The sequence below is a fragment of the Solwaraspora sp. WMMB762 genome (assembly GCF_049179115.1).
Lineage (GTDB): Bacteria > Actinomycetota > Actinomycetes > Mycobacteriales > Micromonosporaceae > Micromonospora_E.
Genome location: NZ_JBMHMD010000001.1, coordinates 1,712,180 through 1,737,843, shown reverse-complemented (window position 1 = coordinate 1,737,843; position 25,664 = coordinate 1,712,180). Strand labels below are relative to the sequence as shown.

The following is a 25,664-nucleotide window of genomic DNA, read 5'->3' as shown; positions in this document are numbered from 1 at the left end:
CGAACACCCGCGCACGGAGGAATGACATGCCCCCCACCACCAACCCGAACATCCAGGTGCCCGCCGCCCGCGCCCTGCTGGCCGACAACCCGGACACCCTGGTCGTCGACGTGCGCACCCCGGCCGAGTTCGAGACCGCCCACATCGACGGGGCGATCAACCTGCCGCTGGACCAGGTCGACGCGCACCTCAACCGGATCGTCGCCGACGCCGGCGGCCGCATCCTGCTGATCTGCCAGTCCGGCAACCGGGCCAACCAGGCCTGCGCGAAACTCACTGGCGCCGGCCTGGACAGCGCGACCGTACTCGACGGTGGGATGAACGCCTGGATCTCCGCCGGCGCCCCGGTCAACCGGGGCCGCCAGCGGTGGAGCCTGGAACGTCAGGTACGGCTGGTCGCCGGCGCGATCGTGCTGGTCTCGGTGCTGGCCAGCATCTGGTACCCGCCGGCCCGGTACGTCGCCGGACTCATCGGGGCCGGGCTGACCGTTGCCGCGTTGACCAACACCTGCGCCATGGGCATGCTGCTGGCCCGCCTGCCGTACAACCAGGGCGCCGGGTGTGACGTCGACGCCTCACTCACCCGGATCAGCCGGGCCGGCGCAGCGAAATGACCACCACCGCGTACCCCCGCCAGGAGCGCACCGGCCCGGCGCGGATCGTGCCCATCCTCGGTTGGCGGCGCGGATACGACCGGCACGTGCTGCGCCATGACCTGATCGCCGGCCTCACCGTCGCGGTGATGCTGGTGCCGCAGAGCATGGCGTACGCCGCCCTCGCCGGCATGCCACCGGTCACCGGCCTGTACGCAGCGATCGTGCCGGTGCTGGTGTACGCACTGCTCGGCACCTCCGGTTCACTCGCCGTCGGCCCGGTGGCGATCACCGCCCTGATGACGGCCACCGCGCTCGCCCCACTGGCGCACGGCGACCCCGGCCGGTACGCCGCCCTCGCCGGCCTGCTCGCCCTGCTGGTCGGCGCCATCCAGATCCTGATGGGGGTGCTGCGCCTCGGCGCGCTGGTGAACTTCCTGTCCCACTCGGTGCTGTCCGGGTTCACCTCAGCCGCCGCGCTCGTCATCGCCGCGAGCCAGGTCAAGGACCTGCTGGGGATGCGAGTCGAGCGGGCCGAGAACCTGCCCGGCATCCTGGCCAGCCTGTGGCAGGGCGTCGCCACGATCCACCCGCTGACCGTGGCGGTCGCCGCGGCCAGCATCGCCGGGCTGGTCCTGCTGCGCCGGTACGCCCCGAAGGTGCCGGCGGCACTGCTGGTCGTCGCCGCCGTCACGGCGGTCAGCGCCGTACTGGCCCTCGGCAACCGGGGCGTACCCATCCTGCGGGATGTGCCGAGCGGGCTGCCCACCCCGGACCTGCCGGCGCTCGCCCTGGCCGACCTGCGGTCCCTGCTGCCGGCCGCGATCGCGATCGCCCTGGTCGCCTACATGGAGGGCATCGCGGTGGCCAAGTCGCTGGCCGCCCGGTCCCGCCAGCACGTCGACCCGAACGCCGAACTCGTCGCGGTCGGCGCGGCGAACGCCGCCGCCGGTGCCTTCCACGCCTTCCCGGTGGCCGGCGGGTTCTCCCGCAGCGCGGTCAACTTCTCCGCCGGGGCCCGCACCCCGGTCGCGTCGGTGGTCACCGCTGGCGTGGTGGGGCTGACCGCGCTACTGCTCACCCCGGCCTTCTACCACCTGCCCAAGGCGGTGCTCGGGGCGATCGTCGTGGTCGCCGTACTCGGGCTGGTCGACTACCGGGGCGCCTGGACGGCCTGGCGTCTTCGTCGGGTCGACGGGCTGACTCTGGCGCTGACCTTCGCGGTCACCCTGGTCGCCGGGGTGGAGCCGGGCCTGGCCGCCGGGGTGGTGTTCAGCCTCGCGGTGTTCCTGCGCCGGTCCGCCCGCCCGCACACCGCCGAACTGGGCCGGGTGCCCGGCACCGCCACCTTCCGCAACGTGGCCCGTTACCAGGGCCTGGTCACCGATCCGCAAGTGGTGGTGCTGCGCATCGACGGGCCGCTGTACTTCGCCAACGCGCAGTACCTCGCCGACCGGCTGCTGACGCTGGCCGAGACCCGCGAAGCGCTACGGGCGGTGGTGGTCGACGCCAGCGCGATCGGCGACGCCGACGCCGACGGCGCGCACGCCCTGGCCCAGGCCAGGGAGCGGCTGGCCAGCCGGGGCGTGGCGCTGCACCTGGCCACCGTCCGGGGACCGGTGCGGGACCTGCTCACCCGCTCCGGCCTGTGGCCGACGATGCGGGAGGCCGGGCAGCTGCATCCGGAGGTGGCCGGCGCGGTCGACGCCGTCACCGGCGAAGGCGGGGCGACCGGCGGTGACGGGACCGCGGACACTGGCTCAACGCCCCGCCTGCCGCAGGAGGTGTACTGACGTGCCGGACCGGTTCGCCACCGTGGTGACCTGCATCGACGGCCGGATTCACGGGCCGCTCGGGCAGTGGGTCCGCGACCGGCTCGGCGTCGACCACCTCGACCTGATCACCGAACCAGGCGCCGACCGAGTGCTGGCCACCGCCGACCCGGCGGAACTGACCCGGCTGCTGGACGCGGTGGGCGTCTCCCGGACCGCGCACGGCAGCGGCACTCTGGTGCTGGCCGGGCACGCCGACTGCGCCGGCAACCCGGTCAGCGAGGCCGAGCACCACGATCAGCTGCGCCACGCCGCCGACCGGCTCGCTGCCCGGCTGCCCGGCCTGCGGATCCTCGCCGTACACACCGGCAGCTGCGGAGCCGGCTGCTGGCAGCCGCACCTGGTCGACGACCGCCACATGTAGGCGGTGTGGGCAACCGATGGATCAGTGGCAGGGATGCTCTCGCCAGCTGTAGTACGTGGTCCGTTGGCCCCACAGCTCATCCGTGTAGGTGCCGTCACAAACTCCGTAGAGCCACCGACCGACCTCATTGGAGCAATGTTCGGCTGTCGTTGAGGATAAAGAAGAAGAGCGTGGATCGGCAGCCGTCCGCGAAATGCGACATCCTTTTAGGTTCCGGGAGCGGTTGTCCATCGCACGGTACGGCTCCGCCGCGAGCCGGATCTCAGGCCAACGCGGTGAGGACCTTCGCGTACGCCGCCGGCACGTGGTGCGGCCCGCCGGGCAGCAGTACGTCGGAGGCGTCGACCGCCGGCCAGGCCTGTTCCGGCACCGCCGCCATCAGCTCCCGTACCAGTGGGGTATCGCGCCACTGCGGCGACCCGGCGAGCATCCGCAACGCGACGAGGGACTCCTCGACCTCACCGACACACTCGAACGGCTTGTGCCCGTCGAGGCCGAGCAGCTCCCGGTAGCCGGCCGACTGGGCCGGATCGGCGAGCAGGTCGACGCCGAAGATGCCGACCAGCCGGTCCCGCGACATGAACGGCGCGAACGCCAGGAAAACGAACCGGCACTTCGGGCACGCCCCGCACCAGCGTTCGCTGCGGTCCCGCAGCTTGAACGCCGCGTTGCAGCTGGTCACCACCGGGTCGTAGCCGGTCGAGCGGGCGTACAGCTTGGCGATGTGCAGCTCGGACAGGGTGCGCAGCAGCGAGAAGTACGGCTCGGTCAGCCCGGCGTGGCCGTGCAGCGCGGCCCGCAGCAACCCCTCGGCCTCAACGCCTTTGGACCACTGGTGGTTGATCTCGTGACCGTTCCAGACCAGGTTCGGGTCCGAGGCGGACCGCTCGTTGGACATCACCACCGGCCCGAGGCCGTGCAGCACCGCCGTACCGACCGCGATCAGCGAGTTGACGGCGGTCACCGGAACATGGCCGTTGTACGCACCGGCCGCGTTGAGGTCGAACAGCCGCGGGTCCAACCCCCGGCGGGCGGCCAGCGCCGGCAGCCCGGAGGCCGCGTTGACCGCGACGATCACCGGGTTCGGGTTGACCGAGAACGGCACCGGGTCGAACCCGGCCCGGCGCAGCGCCTCCAGGGTGACGATCGAGTCCTTGCCGCCGCCGACCGCCGACAGCGGCCGCCGGTCGGCGGTGTCCATCGGCTGCGGCGGCGCCGGCACCCCATCCGGCACGACGGGGGTCAACTCGAGCACGTGCGGCAGACCGTTGCGGTACGCGTACTCGGCCAGGCCCTTGGTGTAGACGGCGGTGACCAGCGCGACCGCCTCAGGCCCCAGCGGCGCGGGCGCCACCAGCGACGGCGGAGCCGCCGCCTTGTAGTAGCTGACCCCGGCGACCAGGTGCAGCAGCTCCAGGACCCGACGGAACGTCGACCCGGGCCCGCTCGGCGGCGGGGTGCCACCCTCGGGCATGGGGAAGGTGATCCGCTCGACGAAGGTCAGCTCCGCGCCGTCGTCGCCGGTGAGCGCGTAGCCCAGCTCGGCCACCCCGGTCACCGGGTCGAATTCCAGACTAGGGAAGGTAAACGCGGTGTAACGTCGCAATTCGTCGATTTCCACCCGTACCTCCTCCACAGCTCACCGACCAGACATACTAGTCCCAGCGCGCGCCCGCCCCGGCAACACCGCAGTGCCGGTCACCGTGGTGCCCGGAATCGATGGTCGAGGTGCTATACACAGCGGCATGCTTCGCGACCGGACGATCGCCTGTCTACTGTTCGCCGTCGCCTTCTTCGGGCTGGTGATGCAGTGGATCTACCCGTTCAGTGACATCCCCGAGATGGTGAGTATCGCCATCACCCTGGTCTCGGTGGCGAGCGCGCTCACCGGCGTACGGCTGTGGCTGCGCTCCTCGCGGCAACACTCCGGCGGTGCGGACGTGGAAGTGGAGTCCGACGGGGCAGCAGATGCGGGGGCGAGCGGCTCGGGCGACTGACGGCGGGCCTCGGGCCACCGGCCCGGCTGGTCCGGCCGGTCAGGCGACGCAGTGTCAGGTCGGGCCGGGCCGGCCGCTACACGATGACAGTTGCTCCCGATCCGGTCCCGGTGGGAAGGTGCTCCCATCGACGACCCAGGGAGCGTGGTGCCGCAGATGACCGCCGACGACCTGCTCACCCGGCACCGGGCCGTGATGCCCGACTGGATGCCGCTCTACTACGCCGAACCACTGGAGATCGTCGCCGGCTCCGGCCGGCGGGTCACCGCCGCCGACGGACGCAGCTACCTGGACTTCTTCGGCGGCGTGCTGACCAACATGATCGGCTACGACATCCCGGAGATCCGCGACGCGGTGCAGCGCCAGCTCGCCACCGGCGTGGTGCACACCTCGACGCTCTACCTGATCCGCCACCAGGTCGAGCTGGCCGAACGGATCGCCGCGCTGTCCGGCATCGCCGACGCCCGGGTCTTCTTCACCAACTCCGGCACCGAAGCCAACGAGGCCGCGCTGCTGGCCGCCACCAACTACCGCCGGTCGCATCAGATCCTCGCGGTGCGCAACAGCTACCACGGCCGGTCGTACGCCACGATGGGCATCACCGGGCACCGCAGCTGGTCGGCCAGCGCCCTCAACCCGCTGCAGGTGAGCTGGCTGCACTCCGGTGACCGGCTGCGCGGCCTGCTGGCCCGGCTCGGCCCGGACGCCCAGCTCGACGCCGCCGTCGAAGACCTGCGCGAGGTCCTCGCCACCCAGACCGCCGGTGACGTCGCCTGCCTGATCGCCGAACCGATCCAGGGCGTCGGCGGCTTCGTACACGGCCCCGACGGGCTGCTCGGCGAATGGAAGAAGGTTCTCGACGAGTCCGGCATCCTGCTGATCTCCGACGAGGTGCAGACCGGCTGGGGGCGTACCGGCGAACACTTCTGGGGCTACCAGGCGCACGGCGTCGTGCCGGACCTGCTCACCTTCGCCAAGGGCATCGGCAACGGCTTCGCCCTGGCCGGCGTCGTCGGCCGCGCCGACGTGCTCAACTGCGTACCGGCGATCTCGTTCTCCACCTTCGGCGGCAACCCGGTCAGCACCGCCGCCGGCGTCGCGGTCCTCGACTACCTGCGCGAGCATGATCTGCAGGCCAACGCCGCCCGCACCGGCGAGCTGCTGCGTACCGGACTGGTGGAGGCGGCGGCGCGGCATCCGATCGTCGGCGAGGTGCGTGGCAAGGGCCTGATGCTGGCCGTCGAGTTCGTCCGGCCCGGCACCCGCGACCCGGACCCGGCCGCGACCACCGCCGTGTTCGAGGCCTGCCGCGCCGGCGGGCTGCTGGTCGGCAAGGGCGGCCTGTACGGCAACGTGCTGCGGATGGGGCCACCGTTGACGCTCACCGACGATGAGGCCCGGGAAGGGCTGGCCATCCTGGTCGACGCGATCGCGTCGGTCTCGGCGACTGTCGTGGCAGGTGCGGCGTGAACCGGATTCCGCACTTCGTCGACGGTGCCCGTACCACTGTGATCGAAGCCGGCGGCGACGGTCGCCACGGTGAGGTGTTCGACCCGGCGACCGGGCAGGTCGCCGCGACCGTCGGCTTCGCCACGGCCGCGCAGGTCGACGCGGTCGTGCAGGTGGCGGCGCGGGCGGCCCGCGACTGGCGGGACGTGTCGCTGGCGCGGCGCACCAGCGTGCTGTTCGCCTTCCGGGAGATCATCAACGCCCGGCGCGACGAACTCGCCGCAGTGATCACCGCCGAGCACGGCAAGGTCCTCGCCGACGCCGCCGGCGAGGTGCAACGCGGCCTGGAGGTCGTCGAGTACGCCTGCGGCATCCCCTCGCTGCTGACCGGCGGCTTCAGCGAGAATGTCTCCACCGAGGTCGACTCGTACAGCATGCGTCAGCCGCTCGGCGTGGTCGCGGTGATCTCGCCGTTCAACTTCCCGGCGATGGTGCCGCTGTGGTTCGTGCCGATCGCCGTGGCCTGTGGCAACGCCGTCGTGGTCAAACCGTCCGAGAAGGACCCGTCGGCGGCGGTGCTGCTCGCGCAGTGGTTCACCGAGGCCGGCCTGCCGCCCGGGGTCTGCAACGTGGTGCACGGCGACCGTGAGGCCGTCGACGCACTGCTGGACAATCCGGGCGTACGGGCGGTGTCGTTCGTCGGCTCCACCCCGGTGGCCCGGCACGTCTACCAGCGGGGCACCGCCGCCGGCAAACGCGTGCAGGCCCTCGGCGGGGCGAAGAACCACATGGTGGTGCTGCCCGACGCCGACCTCGACCTGGCCGCCGACGCGGCGGTCAACGCCGGCTTCGGCTCGGCGGGGGAGCGGTGCATGGCGATCTCCGCCCTGGTGGCGGTGGAACCGGTCGGCGACGACCTGGTCGCCCGGATCGTCGAACGGCTCGGGAAGATCCGCACCGGGGACGGCCGCCGGCCCGGCTGCGACATGGGCCCGCTGATCACCGCCGCGCACCGCGATCGGGTCGCCGGGTACGTGGCCGCCGGTGCCGCCGACGGCGCGAAGATCGTCGTCGACGGCCGGGGCGTGCCGGTCGACGGCGACGCCGCCGGCTTCTGGCTCGGCCCGACCCTGCTGGACCAGGTGACCCCGCAGATGTCCGTCTACACCGACGAGATCTTCGGCCCGGTGCTGTCGGTACTGCGGGTCGACTCGTACGACGCCGCGTTGGAGCTGGTCAACGCCAACCCCTACGGCAACGGTACGGCGATCTTCACCAACGACGGCGGTGCCGCCCGGCGCTTCCAGCACGAGGTGGAGGTCGGCATGGTCGGCATCAACGTGCCGATCCCGGTGCCGATGGCCTACTTCTCGTTCGGCGGCTGGAAGTCGTCGCTGTTCGGCGACAGCCACGCCCACGGGCGCGACGGGGTGCACTTCTTCACCCGGGGCAAGGTGGTGACCAGCCGTTGGCTCGACCCCCGCCACGGTGGTGTCAACCTCGGCTTCCCCACCCAGACCTGACCGACCCGCTGGCCCCGCCCCATCTCTCCCTCAACTTGGAGGGGATTCCGTGCCAGATCACCTCCATGGGGTGTCGTGTACCGTAGGTTCTGTCAGTCACTGACACAACCGTCATTAGGTGCCGGGATGATCGGCAACTCAGGGAGAGTGTGATGGCCGAACCAGCAGAGACCGTCCGGGTCCACGACCGCTTCTACATCGACGGCAGGTGGGTCGAGCCCAGCTCGGACGCCATGATCGAGGTGATCGACTCGGCGACCGAGGAGCCGTTCCTCCGGGTCGCGGCGGCGCAGCAGCCGGACATGGACCGGGCGATCGCCGCCGCCCGCCGGGCATTCGACGAGGGCCCCTGGCCCCGCCTGTCACACGGGGAGCGGGCGGACTACCTCCGCAAGCTCGCCACCGGTATCAAGGCCCGGACCGAGGACTTCGCGGGCGTGTGGGCGCGGGAGACGGGCGTGCTCTACAACTTCGCCGTACGGATCGGCGCGATGGCCGAGCACAGCCTGAACGGCTACGCGGACCTGGCCGAGACGTTCGCCTTCGAGGAACCGGGCCTGCCCAGCATGTGGGGCGGCTCCGGGATGCTGATCCGGGAGCCGGTCGGCGTGGTCGGGGCGATCTACCCGTGGAACGGTGCCCTCGAGTACATCGTGCACAAGGCCGGCCCGGCGCTGCTCGCCGGCTGCACGGTCGTGCTGAAGTCACCGTCCCAGGCGCCGGGCGAGGCGTACCTCGTCGCCGAGATCGCCGACGAGATCGGCCTGCCACCGGGAGTCCTCAACATCGTGACGGCGGACCGGACCGTCGGCGAGCAACTCGTCACCGACCCCCGGATCGACAAGATCACCTTCACCGGCTCGACCGCGGCGGGCCGGCGGATCGCCGCGCTCGGCGGCCAGCGGGTCGCCCGGGTGACCCTGGAACTCGGCGGCAAGTCGGCCGCGGTCATCCTCGACGACGCCGACGTCGCGGGCGCCGCCAGGTCGCTCGCCGGCATCGAGTGCTTCCAGTCCGGTCAGGTGTGCGCCTCACTCACCCGGATCATCGTGCCGCGCAGCCGGCACGACGAGATGGTCGAGGCCATCGCCGCCGTGTTCCGGGAGGTCCGGGTCGGGTCGCCGTTCGACCCGCAGACGCAGATGGGGCCGCTGGCGTCCGCCGCGCAGCGGGAACGGGTCGAGGGGTACGTCGCCAAGGGCGTCGCGAGCGGAGCCACCCTCGCCGCTGGCGGCGGCCGGCCGAAGGAACTCGACCGGGGCTGGTTCGTCGAGCCGACGGTGTTCGGCAACGTCGACAACTCGTCGGTGATCGCCCAGGAGGAGATCTTCGGGCCCGTCCTGAGCGTGATCCCGGCGCAGGACGAGAAGGACGCCGTACGGCTGGCGAACGACTCCATCTACGGCCTCAACGCCGCCGTGTTCACCCCGGACACCGACCGGGCCCTCGCCGTCGCCCGGCAGTTGCGCAGCGGCACCGTCGGGCAGAACGGCTTCAAACCCGACTTCGGCATCGCCTTCGGCGGCTTCAAGCAGTCCGGTATCGGGCGCGAAGGTGTCCGGGAAGGCATCCGGGCGTACCTGGAGACCAAGACCGTCATCCTCGGTGACGCCGTGGCGATCGGCTGAGCCGCACGCCGTAGCCAGTTTGTGGGCCGCCCGACCGGGTCACCGGACCGGGCGGCCCACGCTGTACGCGCAACGGGCCGTCGTCAGGGACGTACCAGCTGCCGTCGGGACGTACCAGCTGCCGTCAGGGGCGTACCAGCCACAGCGGGTCGGCGAGATAGCGGGCGGCCACCTCCACCGTGCCGGGCTGGTTCTCCGCCCACAGATCCGCCGGCAACGCGTCCTCGCGATGGGTGGTGGCCCAGCCCAGCATGGTGAGCCGGCGCAGCATCGACAGGGCGCAGGCCACGTCGAGGTCGGCGGCGTGCAGCGGTACGTGCTCCTGATAGCCGGCCAGCCACCGCGCCGCCATCTCGCGGGCCTCCGCACGATGCTCGTAGAACGTCAACGCGGCCCCGAAATCGTAGAGGTAGTAGCCGTACCCGCAGTCGTCGAAATCGATGACGGTCAGCGCGTCAGCATTGGTCATGGCGTCCGAGTGCGTCATGGCGTTCGATGGACGCAGATCGGCGTGGATCAGGCCGACGCTCTCGGCCGGGTCCCGCGAGCCGGTCCGGTCGGCGACGACAGCGCAGGCCCGCGCCTCGGCCCGTTCCAGAACGCGCCGCTGCGTCGCGGACAGTTCGGCGCGACGCCAGTCACCCCACCGGGCCGTCGGGCCGACGAGGTCGGCGAGCCCCCAGGTGAACCGGTGGAAACCGGCCGGCGGGGTCCACTGCCGGGCATGCCGGTGCAGGACCGCGGTGACCGCCCCGATCTCCTGGAACCAGCGGGGAGTGTCGTCCCGGTCCTCCAGCACCGTCCCGGCGACGAACTCGAACGCCACCGCGTTCCACGTGCCCCCTGCCTCGTCTCGGATGAGCTGCAGCAGGCCGCCGTCGGCCCCGGGCACCGGCGTCGGCGTCGACAGGCCGACGTCGCGGCGCAGCGCCTCGATCCACCGCAGCTCCGAGCGCAGGTGCGCGGCGCTGGTGGCGTAGCCGGGCCGGGCCAGGCGGATCACCAGCGCTGGGCGGCCGGCCACGTCCACCCGGAACGTGACGTTCTCCGACAGCACGATGAGGCGGACGACGGTGTCGGAAGCGAGGCCCCACGCGGTGACGACACCGTCGCGTACCCAGTCGGGCGCGTCGTCGCCGCGCCGCAGGGACGCGAAGGACGCGAGCCCGGTCGGCTGCGCGGCGGTGCCGGTTCCGTCAACGACTTCGAACATCAGGAGACCCTCCGTGAGGGCCGGACGCAGGTCGAGAATATCCGCCGGTGGTGCGAATGGCGATACGGCCGGGGTGCAGGTAACACGCCATTCACGGATACCGGGGGATCTGTTACATGCCGGAAAAAGTGGCCCTCCCATCGGGCAGATCGGCTCCGTACGCTCGATGACATCACCAGTCACCCGGCCGGACGCACCCGCCCGTGACAAAGCCAGTTGTCTCGATGTCAGCGAAGGAAAACGATCGAAGAATGGCGTCTACGGAGCTTCGAAACGGGTCACGGCACGGCCTGACCGGTAAGGCATCGATCCTCGACGGAAACAGCTTCCGTGCCGAGAACGCCCCGGCGTTGACCGCCCGTACGGATTCGCTCGTGCAGCGCCGCCGGAGGGTTCTCGGCCCCGCGTACCGACTCTTCTACCGCAACCCGGTCGAGGTGGTCCGGGGCCGAGGGTCGCGGGTGTGGGACGCCGACGGCGTGGAGTACCTCGACCTCTACAACAACGTTCCGTCGGTCGGGCACGCCCACCCGGCGGTCGTCGCCGCCGTGCAGCGGCAGATGTCGCTGCTGAACACCCACACGCGCTACCTGCACGAAGCGATCCTGCGGTACGCCGACGACCTGCTGACGACCTTCGCCGGCCCGATCGACCAGGTGATGTTCGTCTGCACCGGGTCCGAGGCGAACGACCTGGCGCTGCGCGTCGGCCGGGCGTACACCGGCGGGCAGGCCTACATCGCGACGAGCGAGGCGTACCACGGCAACACCGCCCTGGTGTCGGCCCACTCGCCGGCGCTGTCGGACTGCGAGCCGATGGACCCGGCGTTGCGGGTAGTCGATCCACCCGACACCTACCGGTACGGCTCGTCGGACGCCGCCGGCGCTGCCTTCCTCGCCTCGGTCCGGGCGGCGATCGACGACATCGAATCGTCCGGTGACCGCCTCGCCGGCCTGATCCTCGACACGTCGTTCTCGTCCGACGGCATCTACCCCGGCCGCCCAGGCATGATCCGGGCGGCGGTCGAGCTGGTCCGTGGGCGCGGCGGCGTCGTCATCGCCGACGAGGTCCAGCCCGGTTTCGCCCGGACCGGCGAGTCGTTCTGGGGCTACCAGCGGCACGGGCTCGACCCGGACATCGTCACCACCGGCAAACCGATGGGCAACGGCTTCCCGATCGCCGCCGTGGCGGCCCGGTCCGAGGTCCTCGCCCCGTTCGCCGGCACCCGCCCTTACTTCAACACCTTCGGCGGCAACCCGGTCGCGATCGCCGCGGCGCAGGCCGTACTCGACGTCATCCGGGACGACGAACTGCAGTCACACGCCCTGGCCACCGGGGAGTCACTGCGCGCCGGCCTGCGGGAACTCGCCGGTACGCATCCCGCGATCGGCGACGTACGCGGGGTCGGCCTGTACACCGGGGTCGAACTCGTCCCCGACGGCACCAGCCGCGAGCCGGCGACCGGCCTGGCGCTCGACGTCATCGAGGAGCTGCGCGCCCGGCGGGTGCTGACCAGCGTTTGCGGCCCGGCGAACAACGTGCTGAAACTGCGCCCGCCGCTGCCGTTCGCCGCCGCTGACATCCCACAGCTGATCGAAGCGCTCGACGGCGCGCTGACCGCCTCCGGCGCCTGACCTTGTCCCGTCACCCGCCAACTCCGCCTATCATTCGCGACAGAAGGAAGAAGACCATGAGTACGTATGTCGAGTTCATCAAGGAGTACAGCGAGTTCATCGAGTCCACGATTCTCGATGAGCCGACGTTCCTGGCCAAGCTGCCGGACTACATCACCGATGAGTCGGTCCTCGCCGAACCCGACAGCCTCTTCGGCCGCCTCGTCGGAATCGACGGGTGGAACACGTGGCGCAGCGGCGCCGCTGACATGGCCGTCCGTACGGGCATCCAGTTCGCGGCGAGCAACTCCCAGTACTTCGAGAACGGGGACACGGTGCTGCACTACTACGACATCGAGTTCTCGCCCCGCGAGGGCTACCCGGACGGCTGGCGTACCTCCATCATCGAACGCTACGACTTCGCCGACGGGAAGATCGCGACACTGACCGAGTACTACGCCGACACGACCGCGTTCGTCAACTTCTTCGCCTGACGAGGAGCGGCGCGGGCGGGGCTTTCGTCAGGTGCGAGCCCCGCCCTGCCGCGTGTCGGGGCACTTCCGGGCGTACGACCGGACCAGTCACCTCGGGCGGACCGCCCGCTTCCAGCTCGTACCCAGGCGTTCGAGTGAGATCCGGGTCCGGTCGGCGCGGAACAGGTCACGCGACAGCTCGATCGGGCGATCCGCCGTATCGACGGTGAGGCGACGGATGTCGAACAGCGGGGCACCGACCGGCACCTGCAGGATTCGGGCCTGCGCGTCGGTCGCGGCGCCCAGCTCGATCGTCTCCGCCGCCCGCGCCGGCTCGATCCCGTACTCCCGGCGAAGGATCTCGTAGACACTCACCGAAAAATCGAGTCGGGTCCACCCGGGCAGCAGCCGGGCGGGAATGGTCATGCTGTCCAGGGACAGCGGGACGCCGGCGGCGTCGCGTCTTCGGGTCAGTCGGATGACCGGGTCCCGCTCGGCCAGGCGCAGCTGGCGACACTCCAGGCGGTCAGGGGTGCCCACTTCCGCCCGGAGCAGGCTGGTGTCGTGCCGGAGGCCCTGCTGCCGGAGCATGTCCGGGACACCCTGAATCGTGTTCGGGTGTCGGGTCACCTTGCCGTCACTGACGAAGACGCCGCCGAGGCGGCCCATCGTGCGCCGGATCTCACCGCACCGCTCAAGCACCTCCAAGGCGGCACGCAGCGGCGAGCGGTCGACCCCCAGCGCCGCGCACAGCCCGCGCTCCGAGCCGAGGCGCTCGCCGGGCCGGAGCTGCTCGCGCTTGATCATCCCGCGAACGCGCTGCACGATCTCCTCGCGTGAAGCGCCCGTCGACGAGCGTGGTCTGTCCTGGTCCAGCACCTTCCGCACCCGCCCCCCACGTCGCGAGCCTGCGTACTCCAGCCGAGCTGCTGCTACAGCGTACGCTGGTTATGGCAGTCGCTGCTATTGGTGACAGTCGGTGTGCTCTCATGCGAGGTCTGCTTGGTGGTCGCTGCCGGCTGATCTGCCGAATTGGGGTAGAGGTCCGGGGTGGCGGACTGCCGGCGTCGCTACGGTAGCTTCGGGGTGCTTGCTGCGAGTAGGCGGTGCATATGACCGTCGAGATGGTCGTGCCAGCCTGGATGCGCGAGCAGGTCACGGCCGAGCAGTACGCGGCGTGGACAGAAGAACAGTGCGCGGGCATCGAGATCGTGGATGGGACGGTCCAGGTGAGCCCGCGCGCCTCCAAGCGACACAACCGCCTGGCCAGGCTCCTAGCGAACGCCCTGGACGGGGCGGCTGGGTCGGAATGGAACGCTGGCACAGGTTTCGACGTCCGGCTCCAGGACGTGCCGCTGAACAACCGTCGGCCTGACGTGGCGGTCTACTGGGCGGATGCCATCGACGTCACGCCGACCCGACCAGAGCATGTCCTTCTAGTCGTCGAGGTGGTCTCTCCCGGTTCGGAGACGACCGATCGGATCGTCAAGGCAAACCAGTACGCGAGGTCCGGGATTCAGTTCTACTGGCGTGTAGAGCAGGCAGTCACTGGCGCTCCTATCGTCTACACGCACGTGCTCGACCCGGCAACGGGCCGCTACCGCGACGACGAGATCTTCACGGGCCTCGTAAAGCTGACCGTGCCCTTCCCCGTCGAGGTCGATCTCGGCGAGATGTGACTGGTCCTGGCCCGCCTGGCAACGGCGGCATACTTCGATCGTTGACGATCAGCCGAGGTCGTGCTCGTCCGGTCTCGTGTCGAGGACAATGCCTTCTGTGTCGGGCGACGTGATCTCCGACGAGCAGTACGTCTGCGACCGGCAGCCAGACGGCGTCGGACTGCGGCTTGCTCCACACAACCGGGTCGGGGATCCGGCCGACGCCCGCGCCGCCTCGATTAGGGATGCACAGTCCGACGAGCCTGGGCGCCGGGACACCTGCCATGAACCGGGTCGTGATGATCACATGAGCGTACCCAGGTGGCGGCAGATCGAGAGCGGACCGGCAGGGCTGGTTTCGTATCGATGAGACTCGTACACAGTGATCATCGCGGTGAGGTCGCCGAGCGTCACGACCGTGGACATGTGCCTGCCGATGGCCTCCGAGTTTATGTCCGATGGGTACGCCGCCCAACGCCGTTTGACGTAGATGACCAGTTGCCCCGCGCGACCCGATGTCCATGTGGCTTGACCTTGTCCACTCAGTAGCCACGCCCCGAGCGTCACTGACCGCTCGGCAGCGGCTGCCCGGCCGTGCGTGGCGGCCGCTGCCGAGCGGCGAGTAGCTGGGACGCAGGGGTCGAGGCGAGCGCTCCGCTTTACGGACAGTCGCTATCAGAGCTGCCACCTCCAGGTTTGCGAGGTGAGTCGGAGGCGCGCCGAGAACCGGTGCACGCCAACGCAATCGCGCTGGATGTGATCCAGATCATAATTTTATCAACGTCGATCTAATGATTGTTACCGCGAGTGATCGACCCATCTCCAAGGGCTTAAATATTGATGAACATAGATCAATTGTGGGTTCTGCGGTTCCGTCATGCTGCAGCGGGGGGTAACCCAGATCGGTCCGGGGCCGTACAGTCGCCGCCACTGATAGCTCTATCCACGGGGGTGTGTGTTGAGGGTTCGGTGGCGGCGTGGTTTGTCCGCTGGGGTGACGGCTGTGGTGGCTGTCGGGATCATCGCTGTTCCAACACCGGAGCAGGTTGCCGCACAGACGCCAGAGTGCGTGGACGTGGCCGGCTCTGAGGTCGAGGCGACAACGCTCGCGGTTGCGTGCGGTCAGCCGGTCGTGGTGGACGGGTCGCGAACAGAGCTCGCCGAGGTGACCGCCTTACCGGACGGTCGGTTGCGGTTCGTGTCGGCGGTCGTGCCGCAGCGCACGCGCAGGGGCGGCATCTGGGCCGACATCGACCTCGAACTTGCTCAAGGTGGGGACGGGCTGTGGCGGCCAGAGGTGTCGGTCGCGGATGTCGCCTTTTCGAACGGCGGTGATGGCGCGATGGTGACGCTGGTGCGTGACGGGCGAACGGTCACGCTGTCGTGGCCGCAGACACTGCCCCCACCGACGGTGTCGGACGACTCGTTGACGTACCCGAACGTGCTGGACGACGTGGACCTAGTGGCGCGGGCGACGCGGACAGGCTTCACGCACGTCCTGGTGGTGAAGACCCCAGCGGCCGCGCAGCTTGCGGACGTACGTGCGGCGCGGTTCCAAATCGGTGGCGACGTGGATGTCGTCTCGGGGCAGGACGGAGGACTGCGGGCGATGGCGGGGTCGGTTCTAGTTGCCTCGGCGGAGCCAGCGGTGATGTGGGATTCCCGAGTGGATCTCCCGGCCGACCTCTCAACCCGGGGACTGCAGGCGGAGAGCACGCAGTCGACGGCGACGGAGGCCGGAGACGCGGCTCGGATCGGCTCGGTCGATGTCGAGGTTTCCGAGGGCAACCTGGTGCTGCGCCCGGATGTGACGCTGCTGGACGATCCGGACGCGGTGTACCCGCTGTTTGTGGACCCGGCGTGGTCGGTCGTCAAGAACAAGTGGGCGTACGGGACGAACAACGGGTCGTCGAACTCGGACCTGAGCGCCGCGCGGGTGGGGCGTAGGCCAGACACCGGTGATCTGTACCGCTCATACTTCCAGTTCCCGACGACGGCCAACGGGGTATCGCTCAAGGGCAAGCACATCGAGTCCGCGTACGTCCAGATGAAGCTGGACCACTCGTGGTCATGTGGGCCGACAGTGGCGTCGATGTACCTGACTCCGGCGATCAACGCGACGCCGAAGGCGAGTTGGTCGGCGATGACGCTGACATCGTTCATGAGTTCGGCGACCGGTAACGCGAATGAGGCAGGTGGATGTTCGTCGATCCAGCCGGACATGATCATGAACTTCAGCGGGTCAGGCACCACCAACCAGGTACAGGCTGCAGCGAACAAGAATTGGAACTCGATCACCGTGGGGTTCACGGCGCGGGCAGCTAACGGGTCGGGGGAGTCGACGCAGGATCGATGGAAGCGGTTCTTCCCCAACAACGCGAAGCTGTTCGTCGACTACGACACCAAGCCCGGTGCTCCGCACACCTTGCAGGTCGCGGGTGTGAGCTGTGGCTCCAGCGTGCTGAGGATAGGTACTCTGAGCCCGACGTTCTCTGCGGTCTTCCCCGATGGCGACAGCAGTGACTCGCTGACCGGCACCTTCGAATGGATCGAGGTACCGGCTGGGGGCATAGGCGCGGTGACCGACACGACCCCGGCCCGCAAGAGCCCGCCGCCAGCGAAGACGGGAATCACCCCGAACAGTCGCGCCACGAGTTCCGCCGTGGCGATCACATCCGGCCGCACGTACGCGTTCCGAGCCAGGGGAACCGACAAACCCCCCTACTCGATCACCGGCCCGTGGTCGTCGTGGTGTCAGTTCATCCCGGACACCACCGCGCCGCCAGTGCCCACCATCACCCCAGGTGCAGCGGGGGAGCCGGGTAGGACCATGACCTTCGCGCTCAGCACGACCACGACGGACGTGACCAAGTTCCGCTATGGCTGGTCCAACCCGCCGACGACCGAGGTCGCCGCCAGCGGCACCAACCCGAAGACGGCGACGGTCAACGTCACCGTGCCGAGCTTTGGCCAGAACACCTTCTGGGTGCGCGGCATCGACGCAACGGGCAACCTCGGCAACGTCGGATCCGCCACCTTCACCGCTCCCCGCTCAGCACCGGCCGTCGCCAAATGGGGTTTGGAGCATTACCCGGGCGTGGATCAGACCGAGGCGCTCGCCGACCAGCAACCCAGCCTGGCGGGCGAGACCAGCCTGGGCACCTCCGACGTCAGCTGGACCGACGATGTCCGCATCATCGGTGGCCAAACCTCCTCGTTCAACGGCACATCGAGTCATGCGTTCACGACTGATCCAATTATCGACCCGACAGCTTCGTTCTCCGTCTCCGCCTGGGTAAAGCTGGGGAATGCCGGTGACACCCTTCCCACCGTGAATCGGATCGGGATGACCCAGGACGGAGCCTTGAACGGCAGCTTCGTGCTGGGATATCACGCGGGCACCCAGAAGTGGTCCATGTGGATGCACAGCGACGATACCGCAACGACGACGACGTTCGGCTTGGTAAATTCTCCATCGCCGGTTGTCATGGGCTCCTGGACGCATTTAGCCGGCGTGTATGATGCGACCAGTAGGACGTCGACGATATATGTAAACGGACAAGCGCCGACCTCGGTTGCGGCCACAGGTATGCAGCCTTGGCCGAACCGACAACGGATCGTAATTGGTCGGGAGCTCTGGAAAGGCTCCCCCGTCAACTTCTGGTCCGGTGAGATCGCCGACGTCCAGGTATTCGACAGGGTGCTGGTGCCGCACGACTTTACCGGCATGCTCGCGCACGACCCGATGTCGAGCGGATTCCATGAGCCCGGGATCCTGACACCAGTGCAGGTAGGAAACTGGGACTTCGAGGCTGCGACCCCCTGCTATCTGGCAGATTTGAAGGACACCTGCGAGGCCCCTGACACGGTGACGGCCTGGGGCCGGTGGCTGGCGTTGACACGGGGGTCTGCCGTGGGAACAGGCTACTCCGCCAACGGCTCCGGACTGTGGCTCGACTACGAGTACTTCCCGGATGAAGGCTACACCGAGAGCACTGCGGAGTACGCCAGGAGTGCGGTGAAGGCGGGCACCACGCCGCCGGACACCGATGGTCTGGAGTTCACCCAGTGGCAGGACCGGGCAGTCCTGCGTACTGACCAGTCGTTCACGATGTCGGCCTGGGTGATGCTCGATCGACTCGATGGCATGCGGACAGCGGTGTCCCAACGGGGGGTGCATGAGAGCGCCGGCTGGCTCAAGTACAGCGCCGATGTGGGCAAGTGGCAGTTTGCCATCAGTGACGAAGATGTCATCACCACGTCGACGGCCAGCATCAGGTCGACGTCGGCTGCTGAGGAGGGCGTGTGGACTCACCTTGTCGGGGTCTACGACGCGGAGCGGAACCAGATTCGCCTCTATGTCAACGGTGAACTTGAAGGGGTTACGCAGAACATCCCGTTTACCCCGATGGTCTCGACCGGCCCGCTACTCGTGGGTCACACTCTGTGGAAGGACGAGCTGATGGATCAATGGACCGGCGGCATCGACGAAGTCGCCGTGTTCCAAGGGGCGCTGACGGACACGGCGGTGTCCATGCTGTACGACTCGTAGTTCCCGTTCGGGGCCAGAGTCACGGCCCGGTCTCGACCTCTGTCGACCGTCTCGACCGGGCCGCATCGATCGGATTAGGCCGCAAGGCCTGAATCTTGCTGGATCTTGTACATGTCGATGTGACCCATCTACTCCACTGCGCCGTGCGGCTGTCCTTCCGGGGGAGAACACATGATGTCTGCACAATCTGCCCGAGCTCCGTGGCAGCGACGACGGAAGTCTCAGCGGGCGAGCCGCCTACGCCGGTGGATCGCGGGCCTGACGGTGGTGCCCGTGGCGGCGTCGCTGCTGGTCGGAGGACCGGCTCAGGCCGCCGCACCGGCGGTAGAGCCGGCGCCGCCCCAGGCGGAGAAGCTGGACTCGCATGGCGGTCCGGTCACCGGGCGGGCGTGGACACAGAAGCCGGTACGGGAATCGCCGGTTCCCAAGCCGCTGTGGCCGGCGGCCGGCACCACTCGGGTGGAACTCGACTCGCCGATCCCGGCTGGCCGGGGCACCAGAGCGGGTACGTTGCCGGTGTGGGTCACCCGCGGCGACGGTCCGGGTGGCATCCGGGCCACCAGCCTGAACGTACAGGTGGTGGACCGGGAATCGCTGCCGGCAAGCTGGCGTGACGGTCTGGTGCTCAAGGTCGCGGCACCGGCCGGAGCCGCAGCCGGCACGGCGAAGGTGACGGTGGATTACAGCTCGTTCCGGTACGCCGTGGGCGGGTCCTGGGCATCGCGGCTGCGCCTCTGGCAAGTCCCGGCCTGCATGCTGTCCACACACGAGATACCAGCCTGCCGATCGGTGCCACTTTCCACGACGAACGATCTCGGCGCAGGAGTGGTCACCGCCGAGGTGCCCGTCGCCGCCACGACCGCAGCGCTGCCCGAGCGGGGTCGGCAGCCGGGCGATGTGGCGGCTCGGTCCAGCGGCTCCTACCTCGTCCTGGCGGCTGCCGGTTCGGGTGCGGACGGCGACTTCACCGCGACCACGCTGGCCCCGTCGTCGACCTGGACGGCAGGCGGCTCCTCGGGTGACTTCTCGTGGAGCTATCCGCTGCGGACCCCGCCAGCTGCCGGTCCGGAGCCTTCGATCGGCCTCGCCTACTCCTCGTCCTCCGTCGACGGCCGGTCGGAGGTGACGAACAACCAACCGTCGTGGATCGGGGAAGGCTTCGACTACTCGCCCGGCTTCATCGAGCGCCGGTACGTGCCGTGTGCCGAGGACCGAAGGGTCGCCGGCGCGAACAACGCCCAGGACAGCGGCGACCAGTGCTGGCGCTCGGACAACGCGACGATGAGCCTCAACGGCCGTAGCACCGAGCTTGTGTTCGAAAACGGCAAGGGCTGGCACCCGCGTTCCGAAGACGGTTCCAAGATCGAGAAGCTGACCGGTGCGACGGGTAACGGTGACGACAACGGCGAGCACTGGAAGGTGACGACCAGTGACGGCACGCAGTACTTCTTCGGCTTGCACTCGTTGCCGGGCCACACCTCGAAGACCAACTCGACGTTGGCCGTACCGGTGTTCGGCAACCACGCCAACGAGCCCTGCCACGCCACGACGTTCGCCAACTCCGACTGCCACCAGGCGTGGCGGTGGAACCTCGACTACATCGTCGACGTGCGCGGCAACACCATGTCGCTGTGGTACGGCAAGGAGACCAACAAGTACGCCCGCAACGACACCGACTCCGACGACGTCTCCTACGATCGTGGGGGATACCTGACCCGGATCGACTACGGCACCTACGACCGTACGTTGGCGACGCACGGCGTCGCCGAGCGCAGCGTCAACCCGTACGCGCAGGTGGTGTTCGAGACGGACATGCGGTGCTTCTCGAACTGCGGCACCGAGTCCAATCCGGTCGAGGAGTCGTGGAAGGACACTCCCTGGGACCAGGAGTGCGAGGCGTCGGCCACATCGTGTCCGCAGCAGTATTCGCCCACGTTCTGGACGACGAAGCGGTTGAAGAAGATCACCACCAGGGTGTGGGACACCACCAAGACCACCCCGGCCTGGCAAAACGTCGAGTCATGGACCCTGTCGCACACGTTCGCGGCGACGGCTGACTCCACGCACACCGGTCTGTGGTTGAACAGGATCGACCACGCAGGGCACGTCGGCGGCACCGTCAGCCTGCCGCCGGTGACGTTCGAGGCCGTGTCGCTGCCCAACCGGGTGTTGACCGAGCACGGCACGACCGACAACTGGCTGCGGATCTCCAGCATCGTGACCGAGACCGGATCCCGGATCAAGGTGGACTACGCGGAGCCGGAGTGCACCGAGGCGATGGTCCAGAACCTGAACCCGCACACGAACACGAAACGGTGTTACCCGGTACGGGTGCCGGACCCGGCCGACCCGACCGGCCAGCAGCTAATCACCGAATGGTGGCACAAACACCGGGTCGAGCACGTGGCCGAGGACGACGTGCAACTCACCGACGGACACCAGGCACCGTCGAAGCACACCTGGTACGAGTACGTGGGCACGCCGTCGTGGCACTACGCCGACGACGACGGTCTGACCCGGCCCGAACGCAAGACGTGGTCCCAGTGGCGTGGCTACGCCCAGGTCAAAACCCGGGTCGGTGACGACTCGGCGACCCGGACCCTCGCGGTCACCACCTTCATGCGGGGGATGCACGGCGACAAGGCCAGCCCGAGCGGAGGCACCCGCAGCGTGACGGTCCCGGCCTCGTTGGGCTCCGAGACGGTCTACGACCAGGACCAGTTCGCCGGCCAGGTGCGGGAGCAGGTCGTCTACAACGGGGTGGACACCAAACCGGTGTCGAAGACGGTCAACGTACCGTGGCGATCGAATCCGACCGCGAGTCGGACGATCAACGGTGACACCGTCGACGCCCGGTTCGTCGAGACCCAGGCCACCTATACGGCGACTGCTCTGGGCGTCGACGGCAGCCGCGGCTGGCGGACCTCGCGGGGCAGGAAGAACCTGGATCACACGTACGGCACGGTCAACTGGTCGCAGGACGACGGCGACATCAGCGTCCCCGGCGACGAGAAGTGCATCACCTACCAGTACAACCGCAACACCGCCAAGAACCTCACGACCACGGTGAAGCGGACGACCACCACCGTGCTGGCCTGCGGCACGAACCCGTCCACGGTCGACGACGTGATCTCCGACGCGCGGACCTACTACGACGGTGCCGGCAGCGTCGACACGGCACCGACCTTCGGGTCGGTGACGAAGACCGAGCATCTCAAGGACTGGGTGGCCGGTACCGGCACCGTCTGGCAGGTCGTGTCGCAGGGCGGCTACGACCACACCGGCCGGCCGGTGAGCACCACCGACATCAAAGGCAACGTCACCACGACCGCGTACACGCCGGCCGTCGGCGGCCCGGTCACAAAGGTGACCACGACCGGTCCGGCGCCGTTCAACTGGACGTCGTCCGTCGACACCAACCCCTACTGGGGCTCCACGGTCAGGGCGATCGACCCCAACAACCGGGCGATCTCGGACGTCGAGTATGACGCGCTCGGACGGGTCAGCAAGGTGTGGGGGCTGGGCTGGACCAAGGCCGCCAACCCGACCACCCCATCGGCCCAGTACACATACACGTTCGCCCCGGGCCGGGACGCCTATCCGTCTGTCAGGGCACAGACGCTCAACGCGGACGGAAACTACGTCACCTCGTACGAGATCCTCGACGGGTTGCTGCGCCCCCGACAGACCCAGACCCCAGCAGTGAACGGAACCGGGGACCGGGTGGTCACCGACACGATCTACGACAGCTTCGGCCGCGCCGCGGTCTCCTACGGGGCACACGCCGAACCCGGGGCCGCGTCCGGCACATTGTGGTGGGAGCCGGAATGGTCCGTCCCCGCCGTCTCCAAGACCGTATTCGACCGGGCGTCACGCCCCACGAACACGATCTTTCTTTCCGGTGACGGAGTGACCAACCTGGTCGAGAAGTGGCGCACGGTTACCGATCACGAGGGCGATCTGACCAAGGTCACTCCACCGCAGGGCGACACCGCGACCACCACGGTGACCGACATCGAGGGCCGCGTCGTCCAGCTACGTCAGCACACCACCACAGCCGGAGTCGACGGGGCCTACCAGGAGACCGAGTACGTCTACAACCGCAAGGGCCAGCTGGTCCGGACTCTCGACCCGGCCGGGAACCGGTGGGTCAACGAGTACGATGCCAAGGGCCGCCTCTGGCGCACGACGGATCCCGACAAAGGTGCGACGACCAGCACCTTCAACGACGAAAACGACCTGGTCCAGACGACGGACGCCCGAGGCGAGGTGCTGTGGTATGGCTACGACGCGCTGGGCCGGAAGAAGGAACTGCGGGACGACTCCGAAACCGGGCCACTGCGCGCCGAGTGGAGGTACGACACCCTTTACACCGGGCAAAGCGGATTCAAGGGCCAACTCACCCAGGCGATCCGCTACGAACCGGCCGGTAGCAGCAACGCCTACCGGTGGCAGGTACGTAGCTTCGACGACCGCTACCAGCCCAAGGGCGTCAACTACGTCATCCCCAGCAGCGAGACCGGCCTGAGCGGGACCTACATCTACGCCTACGCATACGCGCCGGCGACCGGTGCTCCGACGTCCATCTCGTATCCGGAAGGTGGTGGCCTCGTCACCGAGCAAGTCACCACCGACTACGACGCCACCACCGGGATGCCCGTCCGGCTGGACACCAGTATCACCGGTTCCGTCGGCACGATGGCCACCGCCACCTACACGGCGTACGGCGAACGCAGCGGCGCGATCTACAAGATGCCCGGCGGTACCTGGACCCAGGATGCCGTCTACCGGGACGAGGCCACCCGCCGGATCACCCGCACGACTGTGGGGCGGGAGACCATCGCTGGTACGGTCTCCGACCGCAACTACACCTACGACCACAGCGGTAACATCACCTCCATCGAGGAGAAGCCGCAGATTGGTCAGGCCGACACCCAGTGCTTCCGGCAGGATCCGCTGGGCCGGCTCGCCAGCGCCTGGACCCCGCAGACCGGGGTGGCCTGCCAGACCGATCCGACGGTGGCGAACCTGGGCGGTCCGGCCCCGTACTGGCATGACTGGACGTTCGACTCCACCGGCTCCCGGCTGACCGAGACCAGCCACACCGCCGGCGGTGACACCACCCGCAGCTACACGGTGCCGACGGGTGGCCAGGGTGTCGCACGCCCGCACGCCGTCACCGCGATGACCACCCAGGCACCAGGTCAGAGCGGCGTCGTCAACGCCTACGCCTACGACGCGGCCGGTAACACGACCTGCCGGCCGACCGGCACCGCCGCCAACAACTGCGGCACCGGTACCAACAGTCAGACCCTGGGCTGGGACGCCGAGGGCAAGCTGGCCACGGTCTCGGCCGCCGGTCAGACAATCGAAACCAACATCTACGACGCCAACGGGGCCAGGATCATCCGCCGCGACAGCAGCGGCACCACTGTCTACCTGCCCGGGCAGGAGATTCGCCGCGAGGGCGGCGTCAACACTGGCACCCGCTACTACAGCTTCGCCGGCACCGTCTGTGGCTCCCGTACGGGCGGATCGGCGGCCACCAACCTGACCTGGCTGTTCAACGATCATCAGGGCACGCAGCAGATCGCGGTGAACGCCGGCACCCAGGCCGTCTCCGTGCGTCGTCAGACCCCGTACGGGGTGCCGCGCGGCGCGAGCCCGACCTGGGCGAACAACAAGGGCTTCGTCGGCGGGGACATCGACCCGACCGGCCTGACCAACGTCGGCGCCCGACAGTACGACCAGACGTTGGGCCGGTTCATCTCCGTGGACCCGGTCCTGGTCGCCGACGATCCGGACCAGTACAACGCATACCAGTACGGCGGCAACAACCCGGTCGACAACGCCGACCCGACCGGCATGTACTACACGGAGAACAGCGACGATACCGGCGACCGCGGCTACGTCATGTCCAACGGCACGACCAAGATCGTCAAGAAGTACGTGCCGCCCGCCTGCACCGCTGAATGCCAGCAACGACGCGAGGCGGTTCACAGGGCGATCGACGAACGCGTCGAAGCAGAACGCAAGCATCGCGAATGCCAGGCCAGCTTCTGGTGCCGCAACAGTCAGCGAGCCAAGGACTTCGGCTCGGGTCTCGTAGATACCGTAGTGCAAAACGCCGATGTGGTGGGCGTGATCGCGGGCGTGGCTGTCGGGCTCACCTGCACGGTGGTGACCGGCGGCAGCGGGGCGCTCCTATGTGGTGCGCTCGGCGGCGCGGTCTCTGGTCTCGTAACTGGCGGGCTGAAATGCGCGGGCGGTGACCAGAGTCGGTGTTCGGTGGGAAGTCTGGCTCTTGACGCCGCAGTCGGCGCCGGGCTCGGATTTTTCGGCGGTGCTGTCGGAGCGGCGGTCGGTGGCGCGCTAGCTGGCGCTGCCTCCCAATTTACGGCCAGGGCTGCAGGTGCCGGTGTTCGGTCAGGCCTAGGGAAGGCATGGAATGGTATTTTGCCTGCTGCGCGGGATTTGAAGAACACAAAATCTTTTGTCATGGGGTCCGCAAGAAACTGGAGTGACGATGCGAAAATGATGGGTGGAGGCGTTAAGGGGCATTCCCGGATTGCGCTGGATACTCTCCTGATGGTTGAAAGTGGGGCCGCCTCCAGTAGTGGTCTAGCTGGCGGTCTGGTCGGGGGGGCTATGCCTACAACTAGAGATGACGTGAGTCAGTTCATGCGCGAAGGTTACGTGTTCAATCAGGTTACGCACCCTATGCAAATTATGGGCGGCCTTGTGGGAGGGGCATTCTGACTGGTCAGCC

The 25,664-nt window shown here is 68.6% G+C and carries 15 protein-coding genes; 12 read left to right on the top strand and 3 right to left on the bottom strand.

Annotated elements, in window-relative coordinates; genetic code table 11:
• The first annotated feature begins 26 nt into the window (after nucleotides 1–26).
• Genes ACN27J_RS07605 through ACN27J_RS07595 form a run of 3 tightly spaced genes read left to right on the top strand, consistent with a single transcriptional unit; the run spans nucleotide 27 to nucleotide 2,789 of the window.
• Complete coding sequence (locus tag ACN27J_RS07605; RefSeq protein ID WP_421364768.1) at nucleotides 27–614, top strand: rhodanese-like domain-containing protein; 588 nt, start codon at nucleotides 27–29, stop codon at nucleotides 612–614.
• Nucleotides 611–2,386 (top strand): sulfate permease, encoded by a 1,776-nt coding sequence (gene sulP, locus ACN27J_RS07600; protein ID WP_421364767.1) that lies wholly within the window; start codon nucleotides 611–613, stop codon nucleotides 2,384–2,386. The genes ACN27J_RS07605 and sulP overlap by 4 nt, the downstream gene beginning before the upstream one ends.
• A 1-nt stretch (nucleotide 2,387) precedes the next feature.
• Complete coding sequence (locus ACN27J_RS07595) at nucleotides 2,388–2,789, top strand: carbonic anhydrase (RefSeq protein WP_421364766.1); 402 nt, start codon at nucleotides 2,388–2,390, stop codon at nucleotides 2,787–2,789.
• Nucleotides 2,790–3,051: 262 nt separating this feature from the next.
• On the opposite strand, the gene ACN27J_RS07590 is transcribed toward ACN27J_RS07595, so the two are convergent.
• A complete protein-coding gene (locus ACN27J_RS07590) occupies nucleotides 3,052–4,410 on the bottom strand; it encodes a hypothetical protein (protein ID WP_421364765.1) in 1,359 nt (452 codons plus the stop codon).
• A 124-nt stretch (nucleotides 4,411–4,534) separates the two neighbouring features.
• Between ACN27J_RS07590 and ACN27J_RS07585 the strand changes: the two genes are divergently transcribed.
• The 4 genes from ACN27J_RS07585 to ACN27J_RS07570 all read left to right on the top strand — a co-directional run bounded on the left by ACN27J_RS07585 (nucleotide 4,535) and on the right by ACN27J_RS07570 (nucleotide 9,386).
• A complete protein-coding gene (locus ACN27J_RS07585; RefSeq protein ID WP_421364764.1) occupies nucleotides 4,535–4,786 on the top strand; it encodes a hypothetical protein in 252 nt (83 codons plus the stop codon).
• A gap of 156 nt (nucleotides 4,787–4,942) precedes the next feature.
• Entirely contained in the window at nucleotides 4,943–6,256 is a 1,314-nt protein-coding gene (locus tag ACN27J_RS07580; protein ID WP_421364763.1) for an aspartate aminotransferase family protein, read from the top strand.
• On the top strand, nucleotides 6,253–7,758 hold the full coding sequence (locus ACN27J_RS07575) for a CoA-acylating methylmalonate-semialdehyde dehydrogenase (protein WP_421364762.1): 1,506 nt from the start codon (nucleotides 6,253–6,255) through the stop codon (nucleotides 7,756–7,758). The genes ACN27J_RS07580 and ACN27J_RS07575 overlap by 4 nt, the downstream gene beginning before the upstream one ends.
• A 152-nt stretch (nucleotides 7,759–7,910) precedes the next feature.
• Nucleotides 7,911–9,386, top strand: coding sequence for an aldehyde dehydrogenase (locus ACN27J_RS07570; RefSeq protein WP_421364761.1), 1,476 nt, complete (start codon nucleotides 7,911–7,913; stop codon nucleotides 9,384–9,386).
• 124 nt (nucleotides 9,387–9,510) lie between these two features.
• Here ACN27J_RS07570 and ACN27J_RS07565 read toward each other — a convergent pair whose 3' ends face one another.
• Complete coding sequence (locus ACN27J_RS07565; protein WP_421364760.1) at nucleotides 9,511–10,599, bottom strand: phosphotransferase enzyme family protein; 1,089 nt, start codon at nucleotides 10,597–10,599, stop codon at nucleotides 9,511–9,513.
• 251 nt (nucleotides 10,600–10,850) lie between these two features.
• Between ACN27J_RS07565 and ACN27J_RS07560 the strand changes: the two genes are divergently transcribed.
• Together ACN27J_RS07560 and ACN27J_RS07555 are read left to right on the top strand one after the other, a co-directional pair.
• A complete protein-coding gene (locus ACN27J_RS07560) occupies nucleotides 10,851–12,233 on the top strand; it encodes an aspartate aminotransferase family protein (RefSeq protein WP_421364759.1) in 1,383 nt (460 codons plus the stop codon).
• 56 nt (nucleotides 12,234–12,289) lie between these two features.
• A complete protein-coding gene (locus ACN27J_RS07555) occupies nucleotides 12,290–12,706 on the top strand; it encodes a hypothetical protein (protein ID WP_421364758.1) in 417 nt (138 codons plus the stop codon).
• A gap of 87 nt (nucleotides 12,707–12,793) precedes the next feature.
• On the opposite strand, the gene ACN27J_RS07550 is transcribed toward ACN27J_RS07555, so the two are convergent.
• Complete coding sequence (locus tag ACN27J_RS07550) at nucleotides 12,794–13,510, bottom strand: GntR family transcriptional regulator (protein WP_421364757.1); 717 nt, start codon at nucleotides 13,508–13,510, stop codon at nucleotides 12,794–12,796.
• Between the two features lie 287 nt (nucleotides 13,511–13,797).
• Between ACN27J_RS07550 and ACN27J_RS07545 the strand changes: the two genes are divergently transcribed.
• The 3 genes from ACN27J_RS07545 (at nucleotide 13,798) to ACN27J_RS07535 (ending at nucleotide 25,654) form a co-directional block, all read left to right on the top strand.
• Entirely contained in the window at nucleotides 13,798–14,364 is a 567-nt protein-coding gene (locus tag ACN27J_RS07545) for a Uma2 family endonuclease (protein WP_421364756.1), read from the top strand.
• 937 nt (nucleotides 14,365–15,301) lie between these two features.
• Nucleotides 15,302–18,895: a LamG-like jellyroll fold domain-containing protein gene (locus ACN27J_RS07540; protein ID WP_421364755.1), complete on the top strand. Its 3,594-nt coding sequence runs from the start codon at nucleotides 15,302–15,304 to the stop codon at nucleotides 18,893–18,895.
• A 273-nt stretch (nucleotides 18,896–19,168) separates the two neighbouring features.
• Nucleotides 19,169–25,654, top strand: a complete 6,486-nt coding sequence (locus ACN27J_RS07535; protein ID WP_421364754.1) for an RHS repeat-associated core domain-containing protein — start codon at nucleotides 19,169–19,171, stop codon at nucleotides 25,652–25,654.
• Nucleotides 25,655–25,664: the final 10 nt, after the last annotated feature.